Genomic DNA, 17,994 nt, shown 5'->3' on the forward strand with positions numbered 1-17,994 from the left:
AGTCGCCCCTGACGGTCGCTCTCCGACGGTCAGGGGCGCAGACCGCTGACGATCTGCGCCGTCGCCGCGAGGCCCTGGTGAAGCGTCGGAGCCATGCTGGAACTCGCCAGGAAGAAGCCGAGCAGTATGCAGATCAGCGCATGGGAGATCTTCAGCGCGCCGTTGCGGATGTAGATCACCGCAATGATCAGGAGCAACAGCACCACAGAGATGGAAACGGCCATCGTCACCCTCCTTCGCCACGCCCATGACGCGGCTTTCGGCCGCAAGTGTGGCGTAGCGAAGGGTTGGTCCGGGCGGCTGACGTGTCCCCCGAACGTGTGGTTCTCCCATGGCTTTTGGGAATCGGGGGTTCATCTTCGCCGGGCGGCGGGCGCACGACCGGCCCGCCGCCACGGGGCGACGGGCCCGTTGCGCGGCCGGCTACAACGCGGGCCGCAGGTCAACCAGTTCGGCCAGTGCCGCACGGTGGCGTCCGGCACTCCCGTAGGCGGTCACATCCGCCTTCGCCCGCTTGAGATACAGATGGACCGGGTGCTCCCAGGTCATTCCGATCCCGCCGTGCAACTGGACGGCCTCCTCGGCGGCGTGCACGGCGACGGGGGCCGCGTAGGCCGCGGCGACGGCGACCGCGACGTCGGCGTCCGCGCTGTCCGTGGCGAGCGCGTCGGCGGCGTTGCGCGCGGCGGCCCGCACACCCACGACCTCCAGCCACAGCTGTGCGAGCCGGTGCTTGAGCGCCTGGAACCCGCCGACGGGCCGGTTGAACTGCTTGCGCTCCTTGAGATAGCGCACGGTCTCGGTCAGGCACCAGTCGGCGAGGCCGAGTTGTTCGGAGGCGAGCAGTCCGGCCCCGGCGCGCAGGGCGCGTCGCACGGCCGTCCCGGCGTCCTCCGTGAGCCGGCGTCCCGGCGCCCCGTCGAAGGTGACGGCCGCGAGCGGCCGGGTGAGGTCGAAGGACACATGCGGGGTGACGGTCACGTCGGCCGCGTCCACCGCGTAGAGGGCACCGTCCCCGGCGGGGACGAGCAGCACATCGGCGACGGCCGCGTCCGCGACGGCGGTCACCTCCCCGTGCAGCAGCCCGCCGTCCGGCCGTACGGCGACGGGGGCGCCCGTGGGACCGGCGGAGAGCCCGACCGCGAGCGCGCCCACCTTGCGGCCGGACGCGAGCTCCGCCAGCAGACCGGCGGCCTCGTCGCCGTCGCAGGCGAGCAGGGCCTCGGTCGCCACGACGGCGCTCGTCAGATACGGCACCGGGGCGACCGCGCGCCCCAACTCCTCGAGGACGACCGCCGTCTCGCGGTGCGAGGCGCCCTGTCCGCCCAGGGACTCCGGCACCAGCAGCCCCGCGAGACCCATGCCCTCCGTGAGCGCCTTCCACAGAGCGCGGTCGTGGGGGGTGTCCGACTCGGCGCGGGCGAGGACGCCCGCGGGGTCGCAGTGGTCGGTCAGGAGGTCCCGGACGGCGGCGCGCAGCGCCTCTTCCTCCTCCGAGTACAGCAGATCGGGCTGCGTCGGCTGCGAGTTCATCGGGACAGGTCCTTCCACGCGACGTCCTTGTCGGTGCGCGGCTCGGCGGGCAGGCCCAGGACACGCTCGGCGACGATGTTCAGCAGGACCTCGCTGGTCCCGCCCTCGATGCTGTTGCCCTTGGCGCGCAGATAGCGATAACCCGCGTCACGGCCGGTGAAGTCGACGAGTTCGGGCCGGCGCAGTGTCCAGTCGTCGTAGAACAGGCCCTCCTCGCCGCGGAGTTCCACCTCCAGACCGCTGATCTCCTGGTTGAGGCGGGCGAAGGCGAGCTTCATGCCGGAGCCCTCGGGGCCGGGCTGGCCCGCGGCGAGCTGCTGGCGCAGCCGTTCGCCGGTGAGCCGGACGACCTCGGCCTCGACCCACAGCGTCAGCAGCCGCTGATGCAGGTCGGGGGTGCGCAGTTCGGGCCGCTCGCGCCAGGTCCGCACGACCGGGTTGATCATGCCGCCCTCACGCGGGATCCGCATGCCGCCGATGGAGACGCGCTCGTTCATCAGGGTGGTCTGTGCGACACGCCAGCCGTCGCCGATCTCGCCGAGGCGGCGGTCGTCGGGGATGCGGACGTCGGTGAGGAACACCTCGTTGAACTCGGCCTCACCGGTGATCTGCCGCAGCGGCCGGACCTCGACGCCGGGGTCGGTCATGTCGCAGATGAAGTAGGTGATGCCCTGGTGCTTGGGCAGGTCCGGGTCCGTGCGGGCGATGAGGATGGCCCAGCGGGCGAGATGGGCGCCGGAGGTCCACACCTTCTGCCCGTTGACGATCCAGTCCCCCGACTCGCCGCGAACGGCACGCGTGCCGAGCGCCGCGAGGTCGGAGCCCGCGCCGGGCTCGCTGAACAGCTGGCACCACACCTCCTCGCCCGTCCACAGGGGCCGGAGGTAGCGGCGCTGCTGTTCCTCGGTGCCGTAGCGCAGGATCGTCGGCGCGGCCATGCCGAGGCCGATGCCGTTGCGCCGCGGGTCGTTGTCGGGCGCGCCCGCGGCCTGGAGTTCGGCGTCGACGACCGGCTGGAGCGAACGCGAGGCGCCGAGGCCGCCGAGGCCCTCCGGGTAGTGCACCCAGGCGAGTCCGGCGTCGAACTGAGCCCGCAGGAAGTCGAGTCGGTCGGTGCCGGCGGGCGGGTGGGCGGCCAGCAACGAGCGGGTGCGCTCGCGCAGTTCGGCTGCGTCGGTCATACGGCGGCTCCGTTCTCCGGTACGACGGCGATCCGGCCGGTGGTGACGCCGTCGGCGACGCGCTGCACGGCGTCCGCGGCCTCGCCCAGCGGCACCCGCTCGCTCACCAGCGGCTTGATCGCACCCTGTGCGGCCAGCTCGGTGAGCTGCTCGTGGCAGTGCTGGATCAGCTTCGGGTTCTTGGTGTTGTACAGGCCCCAGTGCAGCCCGACGATGGAGTAGTTCTTGACGAGGGCGTGGTTGAGCGCGGGGCTCGGGATCTGGCCGCTGGCGAAGCCCACGACGACGATGCGTCCCTCGAAGGCGACGACCTTCGCGGACTGCGCGTAGGCCTGACCGCCCACCGGGTCGTAGATCACATCGGCGCCCCGGCCGCCGGTGGCCTCCTTCACGGCGGCGATGACGTCCTCGGCGCGGCGGTCGATCACGGCGTCGCAGCCCAGTTCGCGGGCCACGGCGGCCTTGTCGGCGCCGCCGACGACGCCGATGACGGTGGCGCCGGCGGCCTTGCCCAACTGCACGGCCGCGCTGCCGACCCCTCCGGCGGCAGCGTGGACGAGCAGTGTCTCGCCGGCCTGCAGACCGGCCCGGCGGTGCAGACCGAACCAGCCCGTCTGGTAGCCGATGTGCAGGGCCGCGGCCTCGGCGTCGTCGAGGGCCTCGGGGGCGGGCAGCAGGGCCGCTGCATCGGCGACGGCGTACTCGGCGAAGCCTCCGTGGGGCAGCACCGGGTTGGCGATCACCCGCCGTCCGTCCTCGGTCTGCGCGCAGATCTCGACGCCCGGTGTGAACGGCAGCGGCGGCGTGATCTGGTACTGGCCGCGGCACAGCAGGGCGTCCGGGAAGTTGACGTTCGCGGCCCGCACCTTCAGCAGGACCTGGCCGTCGCCGGGCGTGGGCGGCTCCACCTCCGCGAGTCGCATCACCTCGCTCGGCTCACCGTTCTCGTGCACTTGCCATGCCTGCATGCGCGGCCTCCAGAGGGCTGTGCTGGTCGTGTTCGCTGACCGGGTCGACCGCATACTAAGCGGTCGCTTGCCGATCAGGGAACAGTCGCCCGCGTCACGGCCGGCGGGGCCGCGCCCGTACGTGCATCCGCTCGCCCTGGGGCCCGAACAGGCTGAGGAACTCGACCGGACCCTCCCCGGTCGAGCCGAACCAGTGCGGCACCCGGGTGTCGAACTCGGCGGCCTCGCCGGCCACCAGCACCACATCGTGCTCGCCCAGTACGAGCCGGAGCCGGCCGGAGAGCACATACAGCCACTCGTAGCCCTCGTGCGTCCGCGGGTCCGGATCGAGCCTGCGCTGCGGCTCGACCACCTTGAAGGCCTGAAGACCCCCGGGCTGGCGGGTGAGCGGCAAGTGGGTGCGGCCGTAGCGGACGATCGGCTCGCCGCGCACCCGGGGGTCCCGCACCGGCGGGGCGCCGACCAGTTCGTCGAGCGGCACCTCGTGGGCCTGCGCGATCGGCAGCAGCAGTTCGAGGCTGGGCTTGCGCAGGCCCGACTCCAGGCGCGAGAGCGTGCTGACGGAGATGCCGGTCGCCTCCGACAGCCCCGCGAGCGTCACCTCCCGCTCCTTGCGCAGCCGTCGCAGCCTCGGGCCCACACCCGCGAGAACCTCGTCCGTACCCATGGACCTCATTGCAGTTCCGGCAAATAGGTTTGTCAATGCCGTGGCGGCCGGGCGACGGTTCCGGCGGAGGTGGTCACCATGACGGTCGCGATGACCGAGAAGAACAGCCGGACGTACGAGGTGGTCGTCGTCGGAGGCGGGCCGGCCGGGCTGTCGGCGGCGCTGGTCCTGGGCCGGGCCCGGCGCCGCACGCTCGTCGTCGACGCGGGCGAACCGCGCAACGCGCCCGCCGCGCATCTGCAGGGCTATCTGTCCCGGGACGGCATGCCACCCGCCGATCTCCTCGCGGTGGGCCGCGAGGAGATCGCGCGCTACGGCGTGGAGCTGGTCCGGGACCGGGCGGCGGACGTCGTCCGGGACCCCGGCGGCGAGTTCGACGTGACGCTCGCGGGAGGGGGGTCCGTGCACGCCCGCATGCTGGTGCTCGCCACCGGTCTGCGGGACGAGCTGCCCCCGGTGCCCGGGGTCGCCGAGCGGTTCGGTCGGGATGTGCTGCACTGCCCGTACTGCCACGGCTGGGAGGTGCGCGACCGGCCTTTCGGGGTGCTCGCGACGAGCCCGCTGAGCGTACATCAGGCTCTGATGGTCTCCCAGTGGTCGCAGGACGTGACCCTGTTCCTCCACACGGTGGCCGAGGAGGAGCTGTCCGACCTCGATCTGCGCAGGCTCGCGGCGGCCGGGGTCGGTGTGGTGTCCGGCGAGGTCGCGGGGCTGGTGGCCGAGGAGGACCGGCTCACCGGGGTCCGGCTCGCGGACGGCACGGTCCACGACCGCTCCGTGCTGTTCGTCGCGCCCCGCGCCGTCCCGCGCACCGGGCTGTTCGAGCGGCTGGGCGCCGAGCTGAGCGAGACCCCGTTCGGCAGCTACCCGGTGGTCGACGAGCGGGGACTGACGACCGTGCCCGGTCTGTGGGCGGCGGGCAACGCCACCGGTTTCGCGGAGCAGATCGTGAACGCGGCCAGCCGCGGGTACCGGGCCGGGGCCGCGATCAACGGGGAGCTGCTCATGTCCGATCTGGATGCGGTCGCCCGGGTGTAGAGCTGCCGCCCCCGGTGCACCATGACTGCATGCTTCTCGCCCAGCTGGCCCGTGTGTCCCGGGAGGTGGCCGCCACCTCGGCGCGGTCCCGGAAGATCACTCTGCTCGGCGGGCTGTTCCGGGACGCCGACGCGGACGACGTTCCGATCGTCATCCCGTATCTGGCCGGGCGGCTGCCGCAGGGGCGGCTCGGCATCGGCTGGAAGCTCCTCGGGCAGCGGATCGAGCCCGCCGCCGAGCCCACGCTCACCGTGCGGGACGTGGACGCCCGGCTGAGCCGGATCGGCGGGGTCACCGGCAGCGGCTCCCAGGCGGAGCGCAAGCGGCTGGTCGGCGAGTTGCTGGCGGCGGCCACCGCGGACGAGCAGCGGTATCTGACCGGGCTGCTGACCGGTGAGGTGCGGCAGGGGGCGCTGGACGCCCTCGCCGTGGAGGGGCTGGCCGAGGCGACGGGGGCCCCTCCCGTGGACGTCCGGCGGGCCGTCATGCTCGCCGGATCGCTCCAGGTCGTGGCGCGGGCCCTGCTCGCCGAGGGCCCGAAGGCCCTCGGCGCCTTCCGGCTCACCGTCGGCCGCCCGGTGCTGCCGATGCTCGCGCACACCGCGCCGTCCGTCGCCGAGGCCATCGGGAAGCTCGGCGCGTGCGCTGTGGAGGAGAAGCTCGACGGCATCCGCGTCCAGGTCCACCGCGACGGCGACGACGTACGCATCCACACCCGCACCCTCGACGACATCACCGCCCGGCTGCCGGAGATCACGACGGCGGCCCTGGGGCTGCCGGGCGACCGGTTCATCCTGGACGGCGAGGTCATCGCGCTCGACGAGAACGGACGGCCGCGGTCCTTCCAGGAGACCGCCGGACGGGTCGGCTCCCGGGTGGACGTGACGACCGCCGCCGCGGCCGTTCCCGTCTCCCCCGTCTTCTTCGACGCGCTGTCGGTTCAGGGCCGGGACCTGCTGGACCTGCCCTTCGCCGACCGCCACGCGGAGCTGGCCCGGCTCGTACCGAAGCCGATGCGGGTGCGGCGCACGGTGGTGGAGGGGCTCGCGGACACGGCCGCCGCGGAGGCCTTCCTCGCCGAGACCCTGGCGCGCGGTCATGAAGGCGTGGTGGTCAAGGCCCTCGACGCCCCCTACAGCGCGGGGCGGCGCGGCGCCTCCTGGCTCAAGGTCAAGCCCGTGCACACCCTCGACCTCGTGGTGCTGGCCGCCGAGCGGGGCCACGGCCGCCGCACCGGCAGGCTGTCCAATCTGCATCTGGGAGCCCGCGCCCCGGACGGCTCCTTCGTGATGCTCGGCAAGACGTTCAAGGGCATGACGGACGCGATGCTCGCGTGGCAGACCGAGCGGCTCGGGGAACTGGCGGTGGAGGACGACGGCTGGGTGGTGACCGTACGGCCCGAGCTCGTCGTCGAGATCGCCTACGACGGGCTCCAGCGGTCCACCCGCTACCCGGCCGGTGTCACCCTGCGCTTCGCCCGGGTGGTGCGCTACCGCGAGGACAAGCGGCCCGAGGAGGCCGACACGTTGGAGACCCTGCTGGCCGCGCACCCCGGGGTGGTGCCATGAGCGGGCGGCCGGGGCGCAGCGCCGGACTGCTGCTCTTCCGGCGCACCGATCACGGCCCGGAGGTCCTGCTCGGCCATATGGGCGGCCCGTTCTTCGCCCGCCGCGAGGAGGGGGCGTGGACCGTGCCCAAGGGCGAGTACGAGTCCGGGGAGCCCTCCTGGGAGGCCGCCCGCCGCGAGTTCCGGGAGGAGCTGGGGCTGCCGCCGCCGGACGGCGAGGCCGTGCCGCTGGGCGAGGTGCGGCAGCGGGGCGGCAAGGTGGTCACGGCATGGGCCCTGGAGGCCGACCTCGACCCGGCGTCGATCGTCCCGGGCACCTTCACGATGGAGTGGCCGCCGCGCTCGGGGCGCCTTCAGGAGTTCCCCGAGCTGGACCGGGTGGAGTGGTTCGGCCTCGACCGGGCCCGTGAGCTGATCGTGACGGCACAGGCCGCGTTTCTCGACCGGCTTGCGGAGCACTCGGGCTGACACAGCAGCCGCGTTGCGGTGGTGGCCGCCGCGCGGGAAGGTCGTAGCACAGCCTGTTCTCAGGAGGTCAGCATGCCCATCGCCACCGTCAATCCGGCGACCGGCGAGACGCTCGAGACGTACGACGCCCTGGCCGAGGAGGAGATCGAGCGCAGGCTCGCCACCGCCGAGGCCGCGTTCCGCACCCATCGCACCACCACGTTCGCCGAACGGGCCCTGCGGATGAACAGGGCGGCCGGCCTGCTGGAGGAGGACGAGCAGGAGATCGCCCGGGTGATGACCACCGAGATGGGCAAGCCGGTCAGGCAGGCTCGCGCGGAGGCCGCGAAGTGCGCCAAGGCGATGCGCTGGTACGCGCAGCACGCCGAGGAGCTGCTCGCCGACGAGGAGCCCGCCGAGTACGACGTGAAGGACTCGGGCGCCGCCTGGGTGATCGTGCGCTACCGGCCGCTCGGCCCGGTCCTCGCCGTGATGCCGTGGAACTTCCCGCTGTGGCAGGTGGTCCGCTTCGCCGCGCCCGCGCTGATGGCGGGCAACGTGGGGCTGCTCAAGCACGCCTCGAACGTGCCGCGGACCGCGCTCTATCTGGAGGACCTGTTCCGTCGGGCGGGCTTCGCCGAGGGCTGTTTCCAGACGCTGCTCGTCGGCTCCGGCGCGGTTGAGGGCATTCTGCGCGACCCGAGGATCAAGGCCGCGACCCTCACCGGCAGCGAACCGGCCGGCCGGTCCGTGGCCTCGGTCGCCGGGGACGAGATCAAGAAGACGGTCATGGAGCTGGGTGGCAGCGACCCGTTCATCGTGATGCCGTCCGCGGACGTGGAGCGGGCAGCGGAGGTGGCGGTGACGGCCCGGGTGCAGAACAACGGGCAGTCGTGCATCGCCGCCAAGCGGTTCATCGTGCACACCGATGTGTTCGACGCGTTCGCCGAGCGGTTCACCGCCCGGATGGAGGCGCTGCGGGTCGGCGACCCGATGGAGGAGGAGACCGAGGTGGGGCCGCTGGCCAGTCAGCAGGGCCGCGCCGACGTGGAGGAGCTGGTCGAGGACGCGGCCGCCCGGGGCGCGGCGGTGCTGTGCGGCGGTGCACGCCCGGACGGTCCCGGCTGGTACTACCCGCCGACCGTCCTCGCCGATGTCACCCCGCAGATGCGCATCCACCATGAGGAGGCGTTCGGCCCGGTCGCCACGCTCTACCGGGCGGCCGGCATCGACGAGGCGGTGGCGATCGCGAACGACTCGCCGTTCGGACTGAGTTCGAACGTGTGGACGCACAACGGCACCGAGGTGGACCGTTTCGTCCAGGACCTTGAGGCTGGTGGTGTGTACATCAACGGGATGACGGCGTCTCATCCGGCGTTCCCGTTCGGCGGGGTCAAGCGGTCCGGCTACGGCCGGGAGCTGTCGGGGCACGGAATCCGCGAGTTCTGCAACATCACCACCGTGTGGCACGGGGCGTGAGCGTTCCGCGGTTACGATCCCTGCTGTGAACCGCGAAGTGACCCTGCCTCTGATCGTCGACGACCACGGCACGTTGCAGGTGGCGGCCGCGGACGTCAGCAAGCTGCTGCGCACGGTGGGCGGCCGGTGGGTACGCCTGGTGGAGGCCGGCGAGGACGGACTCGACGAGGACACGGTGGCCGCGCTGACCATCGAGCTGGCGAAGCTGGCGGACCGGATCGACGTGGCGTGCATCGCGCACAGCAGCGGGTCCTTGCCCTAGGGGGTGTCTGACGATTCCCGCCGGGCGCGCGACTCCGCCGGCCCGGCGGCTGGAAGGTGCCCCCAGGCACGGCACCTCGCCGCGTTGCCGGATCACCCGCGTACGTCCGGTACGCGGAGGATCCACCGCCTTGCGATGCTCCCCCGGCTACCGCCGGGAGGTGCCCCCCTGCGCGTGACGCCGCGCGCTGATCCGGCGCGAATCGCCAGACACCCAGGGACGCCCGGGCCCGGCCCCCGGCTCGGGCCGCCGAGGGCGCCGGGGACCGGTCAGGTGCGCGCGTCCAGTTCCCACAGGGCGTGCCAGAACCGGGTCTCGTACCCTTGGAGCAGCCGGCCGTAGCGATGGGCGCACTCCTCGTCCAGACGACCCGTGTCCAGGCCCTCCCGCACGGCCTCCTCGGCCTTGCGGTGCAGCCCCGGTGACGGGTCCGCGAAGAAGTCGAAGAAGCCGCAGGCCGCGTCGTCGAAGCCGTAGTGGCGGCGCAGCGCCTGCGCGATCGACGCGCAGTAGCCGCCCCAGGCCGCGAAGTTGGCGCTCAGAGCCAGGACGACGTCGGCCGGCTGCCCGTTCAAGGCGAGCCAGGCCACGTAGGCCGGATAGCCCTGGCAGTCCGCCGGCGGCTCGTAGGTGCTCGCGGTCTCGTCGGCCCGGCACACCGCGGCGAAGCCACCCAGACGATCCTGGGCCACCGCCTCACCCTCCGCAAGCGCGGTGAAGAAGGCCGCGCTCGCGGGGGCGTCCCGCGAGCGCTCGGACAGATGCACAAACGCCCTGCGGTCCGCGGCGATCACCTCCCGCTGTTCGAGCGCGAGCGCCGCGAGGGTGGTCGGCTGGGCCGCGCCCCGGGCGATCAGCGGAAGCAACCGGTTGGCGTGCGGATCCGGGGCCAGCTTCCGGGCGGCCTCCTCCAGCAGTTCCCTGGCCGTGCGCGCCATCGACGCTCCTCCTCCGACTCGTTCGACTCACCGAGCATGCCCGGAATGTCACTGTGCGTGCATCACTGAAGCGGAGTAACCCGACGAGATATCGCAGCCCCGCCGGGCGATCGTGGGTGAACACCTCAAACGGGTGAACCCCTTCCGCCGGGGGACGACGAGTCCCCCGCCAAGGCGAAAGAAGGCGCGCTCCATGGCCACTCTGTGCAGACCCGCGGTTTCCGTTCCCGAGTATGTGATCACGATGGAGGAGACACTCGAACTGGCACGCTCCCGCCACGCGGACCACCCCCAACTCCCGCTGGCGCTGCGGCTGATCGAGAACACCGGGGTCCGTACCCGGCACATCGTGCAGCCCATCGAGGAGACCCTGAAGCACCCCGGCTTCGAGGAGCGCAACAACCGCTACGAGGCCGAGGCGAAGGCCCGGGTGCCCGCGGTCGTCCAGCGGGCGCTGGACGACGCCGAGCTCCTCACCACGGACATCGACGTGATCATCTACGTGTCGTGCACGGGCTTCATGATGCCCTCGCTGACCGCGTGGCTGATCAACACGATGGACTTCGAATCCGACACGCGGCAGATACCCATCGCCCAGTTGGGCTGCGCCGCGGGCGGCGCCGCCATCAACCGGGCGCACGACTTCTGCCGGGCCTACCCGGACGGCAACGCGCTCATCGTGGCCTGCGAGTTCTGTTCGCTGTGCTACCAGCCCACCGATCTGGGCGTCGGCTCGCTGCTGTCCAACGGCCTCTTCGGCGACGGCATCGCGGCCGCCGTCGTCCGCGGCAAGGGCGGCACCGGCGTCAAGCTGGAGCGCAACGGGTCGTACCTGATCCCCAAGACCGAGGAGTGGATCGCGTACGACGTCCGGGCCACCGGATTCCACTTCCTGCTGGACAAGCGGGTGCCGACCACGATGGAACCCCTCGCCCCGGCCCTCCAGGGACTGGCGCGCCAGCACGGCTGGAACGCCTCCGACCTGGACTTCTACATCATCCACGCGGGCGGTCCGCGAATCCTGGACGACCTGAGCAAGTTCCTGCGGGTGCCGCCGGAGGCGTTCCGGTTCAGCCGGGCCACGCTGACCGAGTACGGCAACATCGCGAGCGCGGTCGTCCTGGACGCGTTGCGCCGCCTCTTCGAGGCGGGCGGTGCCGATCACACGGCGCGGGGCCTGCTGGCCGGCTTCGGGCCGGGCATCACGGCGGAGATGGCCCTGGGCCGCTGGCATGTCTCCAAGAACGGGAAGAACGGAACGTGACGACGACCGACAGGGTGGCGGCGGCGGAGGGACTGTTCGTACCGCCCGGCCATGGCCGCGTCGTACGGACGCCCGCACAGCATGTGACGTTCAAGGTGACCGGCTCCCACTCGCGCATGGCGTCCACGTTCGAGGTGATCGTGCCGCCCGGCTTCGACGTCGGCGCGCATGTCCACACCCGCAGCGAGGAGCTGTTCTACGTCCTGGAGGGCGAGCTGGACGTGCTGGCCTTCGAGCCCCGGGTACGGACCCCCGACCACTGGCAGAGGTGGGAGTCGAGCTCGGGCCGCCGGGTGGTGCGGGCGACCCCGGGCACGGTCGTCGTCGTACCGCCGGGCTGCCCCCACGCGTTCGCGAACCCGACGGAGACCCCAGCGAAGGTGTTCTTCCAGGCCTCTCCCCCGCCGGATCACGAACGCTACTTCGAGGAGCTGCTGGAGATCCTCGCGGACGGGGGTCCGCCGGACCAGGAGGCGATCGAGGCGCTGCGCAGGCGGTACGACATCGAGCAGCTCACACCGCTCAGACACCGCTGAGCCGGACGCCGGCGCGCGCCTCGTCGCGCACCTGGGACAACGGCAGGCAGCGCTACCGGATCGGCATGCCCGACAGGGTGCGCGCGATCACCAGCCGCTGGATCTCGCTCGTCCCCTCGAAGATCGTGTAGATGGCGGCGTCTCGGTGCATCCGCTCCACCGGGTACTCCCGGGTGTAGCCGTTGCCCCCGAGGATCTGGATCGCCTGCGCGGTGACCTTCTTCGCCGTCTCGCTGGCGAACAGCTTCGACATGGAGCCCTCGGCCGCCGTGAACGGCTTGCCGTTGACCGCCATCCACGAGGCCCGCCACACCAGCAGCCGGGCGGCGTCGATCTGCGTCCGCATGTCCGCGAGCTGGAAGGCGACGCCCTGGTTGTCGATGATCGGCCGCCCGAACTGCTCGCGCGTCCGCGCGTAGTCGAGTGCCACCTCGTACGCGGCCCGAGCGGTGCCCACCGCCATCGCGCCCACCGCCGGGCGGGAGGCCTCGAAGGTCGCCATGGCCGCGTTCTTCACGCGCTCACCGTCGCCCGCCTTCGCCTTCTCCCGGGCGCGGGCGAGGCGCTCGTCCAGCTTCTCCTTGCCGCCGAGCAGACAGGAGCCGGGGACGCGGACGTTGTCGAGGACGACCTCGGCGGTGTGCGAGGCGCGTATGCCGTGCTTCTTGAACTTCTGGCCCTGGGCGAGGCCCGGGGTGTTCGGCGGGACGATGAAGGAGGCGTGTCCCTTGGACCCCAGCTCGGGGTCGACGACCGCGACCACGACATGGACGTTGGCGATGCCGCCGTTGGTGGCCCAGGTCTTGGTGCCGTTGATCACCCACTCGTCCTTGGCCTCGTCGTACACCGCCCGGGTGCGCATGGAGGCGACGTCGGAGCCGGCGTCGGGCTCCGAGGAGCAGAACGCGGCCACCTTGACATCGTTGACATCGCCGTACATCTGGGGGATCCAGGTGCCGATCTGCTCCTCGGTGCCGTTGGCGAGGACGCCCACGGCCGCGAGTCCGGTGCCGACGATCGAGAGCGCGATGCCCGCGTCACCCCAGAACAACTCCTCCATCGCCATGGGGATGCCGAGGCCCGTGGCGTCGAAGTACTGCTGGGCGTAGAAGTCGAGGGAGTAGATGCCGACCTTGGCGGCCTCCTGGATGACCGGCCAGGGAGTCTCCTCACGCTCGTCCCATTGGGCGGCCGCGGGGCGGATCACATCGGCGGCGAAGCCGTGCAGCCAGTCCCGGACCTCCTTCTGTTCGTCGTTGAGCTCCATGGTGAACTCGGCCATGTCCCCTCCAGCACTGCGCTAGCCTGTTACTTGCGGTAACCTCAGTCTGTTACTCACCAGTAGGAGAAGTCAACTCCCAGGCCGAAGCGGTCCTGCACGACGGGCGGTCGGCAGCTCGTTCGATACTGACCCGCCTTTCAGTGTTAGTTTGCGCAGGCGTCACCGATACAGCACGGGTGGGGAGAGATCATGGACACCACGCAGCGGACCGAGCAACAGCGGTCCGCCGACCGCCGACGGCGAGAATTGCTGGAAGCCGCCGACCGGGTGGTGCTGCGCGACGGCCCCGGGGCCTCGATGAACGCCATCGCAGCCGAGGCCGGCATCACCAAACCGATCCTCTACCGACACTTCGGCGACAAGGGCGGGCTGTACGCCGCGCTCGCCAAGCGCCACACGGACGCGCTCCTCGAATCGCTGCGGGCGGCGCTGGACGCCCCGGCCGAACGGCGGGAGCGGGTGGAGGCCACCCTGGACACCTATCTCGCGGCCATCGAGGCACGACCGCAGGTCTACCGCTTCCTGATGCATCCGGCGGAGGGCGGCTCACAGAACGACCAGGGCTTCGACACCGGCCGGCACTCCATCCCGGTGCTGCGCCGTATGGGCGAGGAGCTGGCCGTCTTCATCGAGGAGCGCCTGGACCTCGGCCCCGGCAGCCACCAGCTCGCCCGGGTGTGGGGACACGGCATCGTCGGCATGATGCACGCGGCGGGCGACTGGTGGCTCGGTGAGCGGCCCTGCACCCGGGCCGAGTTGGTGCGGAGTCTGGCGGACCTGCTGTGGGGGCGGCTCGCAGCCGCCGGGGACCGCGTCGGAGGGCCCGGGTTCTGAGGTCCCCGCCGCGCGACGGCCCTTCACGACGTCGCAGGACGGCGCGGGCGCGTCCCTACCGGGGCGCCCTGCGCCGCCACTGCCACATCACCTTGCGCTGCCGCCAGCCGTCGAGCCGGTCCACGTAGAGACTGCCGTCGAGATGGTCGCACTCGTGCTGCAGGCACCGGGCGAACCACCCCGTCCCCTCCACCCGCACCGGCTCGCCGTCCACCGTGCGGCCCTCGATGACGGCACGGTCGTAGCGCTCCGTGCCCGCCTCCAGGCCCGGCACGGACAGGCACCCCTCCGGTCCGCGCAGCACCACACCGTCCGCCTCGACGAGCCGTGGGTTCACCACATGTCCCAAATGGCGCACTTCGTCGTCGTCCGGGCAGTCGTACACGAACACGCGCAGCGGCTCGCCGATCTGGTGCGCCGCCAGCCCCACGCCCCGCGCGGCGTACATGGTGGCGAACATGTCCTCGACGAGTCGGGCCAGTTCGGGGCCGAAGTCGGTGACCTCCGCGCCCGGGGTGCGCAGCACCGGGTCGCCGAGCAGGGTGAGGGGCCGGACGTGCCCTCGGGCGCCCGGGATGAAACGGTGTCGCATGGCGGCAAGGGTACGGTCGTCAGCGTCGCGTGGGCGCCGGGGTGGTGCCGCGGTTCGGGCGCGTGAACGGATCTCGATAGGCTGAGGTCCACACGTTGCCGGGACTGGGCGCGGCGCCGTATGCAAGGAGGATCGAGAACTGATGGCAGGCAACTCGGACCCGCTGACGCCGCGGGCCAAGCTGGCCGTGACCGCGGGCAAGGCGGTCGCTGCGGCATCGCGCGCCGCGGGGCGCGGCAGCGGATCGGTGATCGGCGGCCGAGTGGCACTCAAACTCGACCCCGATCTGCTCGCTCGGCTCGCCCAGAACCTGGACGTCGTCCTGGTCTCGGCGACCAACGGCAAGACGACGACCACCCGACTGATCGCGGAGGCACTGCGCGCCGCGGGCCCGGTCGTCTCCAACGCGCTCGGCGCCAACATGCCCGCCGGCATCACCTCGGCGCTGGCCGGCGGCTCGGACGCCAAGTTCGGTGTCATCGAGGTCGACGAGAAGTACCTCGCCGGCGTCGCCCGGGACACCGACCCGAAGTGCATCGCGCTGCTCAACCTCTCGCGCGACCAGCTCGACCGCGCCGCCGAGACCCGGATGCTCGCCGAGAACTGGCGTGAGGGCCTGGCCGGCTCCAAGGCCGTGGTCGTCGCCAACGCCGACGACCCGCTGGTCGTGTGGGCCGCCTCGTCGTCGCCGAATGTGATCTGGGTCGCGGCCGGCCAGATGTGGAAGGACGACGCCTGGTCCTGCCCGTCCTGCGGCGGTGTGATGCAGCGCCCCGGCGACGACTGGTTCTGCGGCGAGTGCGGCTTCCGCCGGCCGACCCCGTCCTGGGTGCTCTCGGGTGACCACGTCCTCGATCCGCACGGCTCCGCCTGGCCGATCCACCTCCAGCTGCCGGGCCGCGCCAACAAGGCCAACGCCACCAGCTCGGCCGCCGTGGCCGCCGTCTTCGGTGTGCCCCCGCAGGTCGCGCTGGAGCGGATGTACCAGGTGCAGGCGGTGGCCGGGCGCTACGACGTCGTCCAGTTCCAGGGCCGCGACCTGCGTCTGCTGCTCGCGAAGAACCCGGCCGGCTGGCTGGAGACGTTCTCCCTGATCGACGCGCCGCCGGCCCCGGTGATCCTGTCGGTGAACGCGCGCGGCGCGGACGGCACCGACACCTCCTGGCTGTGGGACGTCGACTACACGCGGCTGACCGGCCACCCGATCTTCGTCATCGGCGACCGGAAGCTGGACCTCGCCGTGCGCCTGGAGGTCGCGAACCAGTCCTTCCAGGTCTGCGACGACCTCGACCAGGCCGTCCAGCTCGCTCCGCCGGGCCGCATCGAGGTCATCGCGAACTACACCGCGTTCCAGGACCTGCGCCGCCGCGTCGGCAACTGACCACGAAGGACGATCATCGATGAGTGACAACAGCCTGCGTCTGGTGTGGATCTACCCGGACCTGCTGAGCACCTACGGCGACCAGGGCAACGCGCTCGTGGTGGAGCGCCGGGCCCGCCAGCGCGGCCTGGACGTGGCCCGGCTCGACGTGCGCAGCGACCAGCCCATCCCGACGTCCGGCGACATCTATCTGATCGGCGGCGGTGAGGACCGTCCGCAGCGGCTCGCGGCCGAGCGGCTGCGCCGTGACGGCGGTCTGTACCGGGCCGTGGAGAACGGCGCGATCGTGTTCTCCGTCTGCGCCGGCTACCAGATCCTCGGCCACGAGTTCATCAACGACCTCGGGCAGCGCGAGCCGGGCCTCGGCCTGCTGGACGTGGTCTCGGTGCGCGGCGAGGGCGAGCGGTGCGTCGGTGACGTGCTGGGGGACATCGACCCGCGGCTGGGCCTGCCCCCGCTCACCGGCTTCGAGAACCACCAGGGCGTGACGCACGTCGGCCCGAACGCCCGCCCGCTCGCGCAGGTGCGGCTGGGCAAGGGCAACGGCACGGGTGACGGCACGGAGGGCGCGTACAACGGGACCGTCTTCGGTACGTACATGCACGGTCCCGTGCTCGCGCGCAACCCGCTGATCGCGGACCTGCTGCTCAAGCTGGCGCTCGACGTCAACGCGCTGCCGCCGGTCGACGACCGCTGGTACGAGGCGCTGCGCAACGAGCGGATCACGGCCGCGGAGCAGCCGGCCTGACTCCGGCGAAAGCGGTCCGGAAACGGTTCCGCGGAGCCCGCCCGGCGGTCCGTACACCCTTCGGTCCGCCGGGCGTGAACGGCCCGTCTGACACCTCGTCCGCACAGGTGAGCGGGTGCGTCCAGCAGGCGGACGCACGGTGCTGCCCGGCCCCCCACCGCCGGTAGGCTGGCGGGGATCGAGCCGGACAACGTGGTCCGGTCCCGGCTCACGTGGAGAAGGTTGTTTCGGGCTATGCGCATTGGTGTCCTCACGTCCGGCGGCGACTGCCCCGGCCTGAACGCCGTCATCCGGTCCGTCGTGCACCGTGCCGTCGCCGACCACGGCGACGAGGTCATCGGCTTCCGGGACGGCTGGAAGGGCCTTCTGGAGTGCGACTACCTCAAGCTCGACCTCGACGCGGTGGGCGGCATCCTGGCGCGCGGCGGCACCATCCTCGGCTCCTCCCGGGTCCGCCCGGAGCATCTGCGGGACGGCGTCGAGCGGGCCAAGGGCCATGTCGAGGAACTGGGGATCGACGCGATCATCCCGATCGGCGGTGAGGGCACGCTGAAGGCGGCCCGGCTGCTGTCCGACAACGGGCTGCCGATCGTCGGCGTACCCAAGACCATCGACAACGACATCGCCGTCACGGACGTCACCTTCGGCTTCGACACGGCCGTGGGCGTGGCGACCGAGGCCCTGGACCGGCTGAAGACCACCGCCGAGTCCCATCAGCGCGTCCTCATCGTGGAGGTCATGGGCCGCCACACCGGCTGGATCGCGCTGCACTCCGGCATGGCGGCCGGTGCCCACGCGATCGTCGTGCCGGAACGCCCCTTCGACATCGAGGAGTTGACGGCGCGGGTCGGCGAGCGGTTCGACGCCGGCAAGCGGTTCGCGATCGTGGTGGCCGCCGAGGGCGCCAAGCCGAAGCCGGGCACCATGGAGTTCGACGAGGGCGGCAAGGACATCTACGGCCATGAGCGCTTCGCCGGCATCGCCCGCCAGCTCTCCATCGAGCTGGAGCAGCGGCTCGGCAAGGAGGCCCGCCCGGTGATCCTCGGGCATGTCCAGCGCGGTGGCACGCCGACGGCGTACGACCGCGTGCTCGCCACCCGGTTCGGCTGGCACGCCGTGGAGGCGGCGCACCGCGGCGAGTTCGGCAAGATGACCGCGCTGCGCGGCACGGACATCGTGATGGTGCCGCTGGTGGAGGCCGTGGAGACGCTGAAGACGGTGCCGGAGGACAGGTACGCCGAGGCCGAGTGCGTGCTGTAGCACGGGGCCCGACTCGT

Annotated in this window: 19 protein-coding genes; 11 read left to right on the forward strand and 8 right to left on the reverse strand. The window is 71.9% G+C overall.

Translation table 11 applies throughout. The annotated features are described in order from the left end of the window. Positions 1–29: 29 nt before the first annotated feature. From ACFY2Z_RS19270 to ACFY2Z_RS19290, 5 genes are all read right to left on the reverse strand, one after another. Positions 30–224, reverse strand: a complete 195-nt coding sequence (locus tag ACFY2Z_RS19270) for a hypothetical protein (protein WP_390745315.1) — start codon at positions 222–224, stop codon at positions 30–32. Between the two features lie 199 nt (positions 225–423). Further along, on the reverse strand, positions 424–1,533 hold the full coding sequence (locus ACFY2Z_RS19275) for an acyl-CoA dehydrogenase family protein (protein ID WP_390745316.1): 1,110 nt from the start codon (positions 1,531–1,533) through the stop codon (positions 424–426). Beyond that, positions 1,530–2,714, reverse strand: coding sequence for an acyl-CoA dehydrogenase family protein (locus tag ACFY2Z_RS19280; protein WP_390745317.1), 1,185 nt, complete (start codon positions 2,712–2,714; stop codon positions 1,530–1,532). The genes ACFY2Z_RS19275 and ACFY2Z_RS19280 overlap by 4 nt, the downstream gene beginning before the upstream one ends. Next, entirely contained in the window at positions 2,711–3,682 is a 972-nt protein-coding gene (locus tag ACFY2Z_RS19285; protein ID WP_390745318.1) for an NADPH:quinone oxidoreductase family protein, read from the reverse strand. Before ACFY2Z_RS19285 ends, ACFY2Z_RS19280 begins: the two co-directional genes overlap by 4 nt. Positions 3,683–3,776: 94 nt before the next feature. Continuing rightward, entirely contained in the window at positions 3,777–4,349 is a 573-nt protein-coding gene (locus ACFY2Z_RS19290) for a helix-turn-helix domain-containing protein (protein WP_390745319.1), read from the reverse strand. Between the two features lie 78 nt (positions 4,350–4,427). Here ACFY2Z_RS19290 and ACFY2Z_RS19295 point away from each other — a divergent pair, with 78 nt between their 5' ends. The 5 genes from ACFY2Z_RS19295 (at position 4,428) to ACFY2Z_RS19315 (ending at position 9,142) form a co-directional block, all read left to right on the forward strand. Further along, positions 4,428–5,387, forward strand: coding sequence for an NAD(P)/FAD-dependent oxidoreductase (locus ACFY2Z_RS19295; protein ID WP_390745320.1), 960 nt, complete (start codon positions 4,428–4,430; stop codon positions 5,385–5,387). A 29-nt stretch (positions 5,388–5,416) separates the two neighbouring features. Next, a complete protein-coding gene (locus tag ACFY2Z_RS19300; RefSeq protein WP_390745321.1) occupies positions 5,417–6,955 on the forward strand; it encodes an ATP-dependent DNA ligase in 1,539 nt (512 codons plus the stop codon). Next, positions 6,952–7,422 carry an NUDIX domain-containing protein gene (locus tag ACFY2Z_RS19305; RefSeq protein WP_390745322.1) on the forward strand — a complete coding sequence of 157 codons (471 nt, stop codon included), beginning with the start codon at positions 6,952–6,954 and terminating at the stop codon, positions 7,420–7,422. The genes ACFY2Z_RS19300 and ACFY2Z_RS19305 overlap by 4 nt, the downstream gene beginning before the upstream one ends. A gap of 72 nt (positions 7,423–7,494) precedes the next feature. After that, positions 7,495–8,880: an NADP-dependent succinic semialdehyde dehydrogenase gene (locus ACFY2Z_RS19310; RefSeq protein ID WP_390745323.1), complete on the forward strand. Its 1,386-nt coding sequence runs from the start codon at positions 7,495–7,497 to the stop codon at positions 8,878–8,880. Between the two features lie 25 nt (positions 8,881–8,905). Continuing rightward, positions 8,906–9,142: a DUF6213 family protein gene (locus ACFY2Z_RS19315; RefSeq protein ID WP_311691456.1), complete on the forward strand. Its 237-nt coding sequence runs from the start codon at positions 8,906–8,908 to the stop codon at positions 9,140–9,142. Between the two features lie 269 nt (positions 9,143–9,411). Here ACFY2Z_RS19315 and ACFY2Z_RS19320 read toward each other — a convergent pair whose 3' ends face one another. Then, positions 9,412–10,080, reverse strand: a complete 669-nt coding sequence (locus ACFY2Z_RS19320; RefSeq protein ID WP_390745324.1) for a transcriptional regulator — start codon at positions 10,078–10,080, stop codon at positions 9,412–9,414. Between the two features lie 133 nt (positions 10,081–10,213). On the opposite strand from ACFY2Z_RS19320, the gene ACFY2Z_RS19325 reads away from it, so the two are divergent. Together ACFY2Z_RS19325 and ACFY2Z_RS19330 are read left to right on the forward strand one after the other, a co-directional pair. Further along, entirely contained in the window at positions 10,214–11,344 is a 1,131-nt protein-coding gene (locus ACFY2Z_RS19325; protein WP_390745325.1) for a type III polyketide synthase, read from the forward strand. Between the two features lie 14 nt (positions 11,345–11,358). Further along, positions 11,359–11,880, forward strand: a complete 522-nt coding sequence (locus tag ACFY2Z_RS19330; RefSeq protein ID WP_390745460.1) for a cupin domain-containing protein — start codon at positions 11,359–11,361, stop codon at positions 11,878–11,880. 52 nt (positions 11,881–11,932) lie between these two features. Here ACFY2Z_RS19330 and ACFY2Z_RS19335 read toward each other — a convergent pair whose 3' ends face one another. After that, positions 11,933–13,162: an acyl-CoA dehydrogenase family protein gene (locus ACFY2Z_RS19335; protein ID WP_355908073.1), complete on the reverse strand. Its 1,230-nt coding sequence runs from the start codon at positions 13,160–13,162 to the stop codon at positions 11,933–11,935. 189 nt (positions 13,163–13,351) lie between these two features. On the opposite strand from ACFY2Z_RS19335, the gene ACFY2Z_RS19340 reads away from it, so the two are divergent. Further along, the gene (locus ACFY2Z_RS19340) at positions 13,352–13,996 is read left to right on the forward strand and encodes a TetR family transcriptional regulator (RefSeq protein WP_311691450.1); all 645 of its coding nucleotides are present in this window, start codon (positions 13,352–13,354) and stop codon (positions 13,994–13,996) included. A gap of 55 nt (positions 13,997–14,051) precedes the next feature. Here the strand turns inward: ACFY2Z_RS19340 and def are convergent, their stop codons facing one another. Continuing rightward, the gene (def, locus tag ACFY2Z_RS19345; protein WP_390745326.1) at positions 14,052–14,588 is read right to left on the reverse strand and encodes a peptide deformylase; all 537 of its coding nucleotides are present in this window, start codon (positions 14,586–14,588) and stop codon (positions 14,052–14,054) included. Positions 14,589–14,730: 142 nt separating this feature from the next. Here def and ACFY2Z_RS19350 point away from each other — a divergent pair, with 142 nt between their 5' ends. The 3 genes from ACFY2Z_RS19350 to ACFY2Z_RS19360 all read left to right on the forward strand — a co-directional run bounded on the left by ACFY2Z_RS19350 (position 14,731) and on the right by ACFY2Z_RS19360 (position 17,977). Then, positions 14,731–15,969 carry a MurT ligase domain-containing protein gene (locus tag ACFY2Z_RS19350; RefSeq protein WP_390745327.1) on the forward strand — a complete coding sequence of 413 codons (1,239 nt, stop codon included), beginning with the start codon at positions 14,731–14,733 and terminating at the stop codon, positions 15,967–15,969. 19 nt (positions 15,970–15,988) lie between these two features. Next, complete coding sequence (locus tag ACFY2Z_RS19355; protein ID WP_311691444.1) at positions 15,989–16,717, forward strand: glutamine amidotransferase; 729 nt, start codon at positions 15,989–15,991, stop codon at positions 16,715–16,717. 234 nt (positions 16,718–16,951) lie between these two features. Next, the gene (locus ACFY2Z_RS19360) at positions 16,952–17,977 is read left to right on the forward strand and encodes a 6-phosphofructokinase (protein WP_390745328.1); all 1,026 of its coding nucleotides are present in this window, start codon (positions 16,952–16,954) and stop codon (positions 17,975–17,977) included. The last annotated feature ends 17 nt before the right edge of the window (positions 17,978–17,994 follow it).

It is taken from the genome of Streptomyces sp. NPDC001222 (assembly GCF_042896945.1).
GTDB classification, from domain to species: domain Bacteria; phylum Actinomycetota; class Actinomycetes; order Streptomycetales; family Streptomycetaceae; genus Streptomyces; species Streptomyces gibsoniae.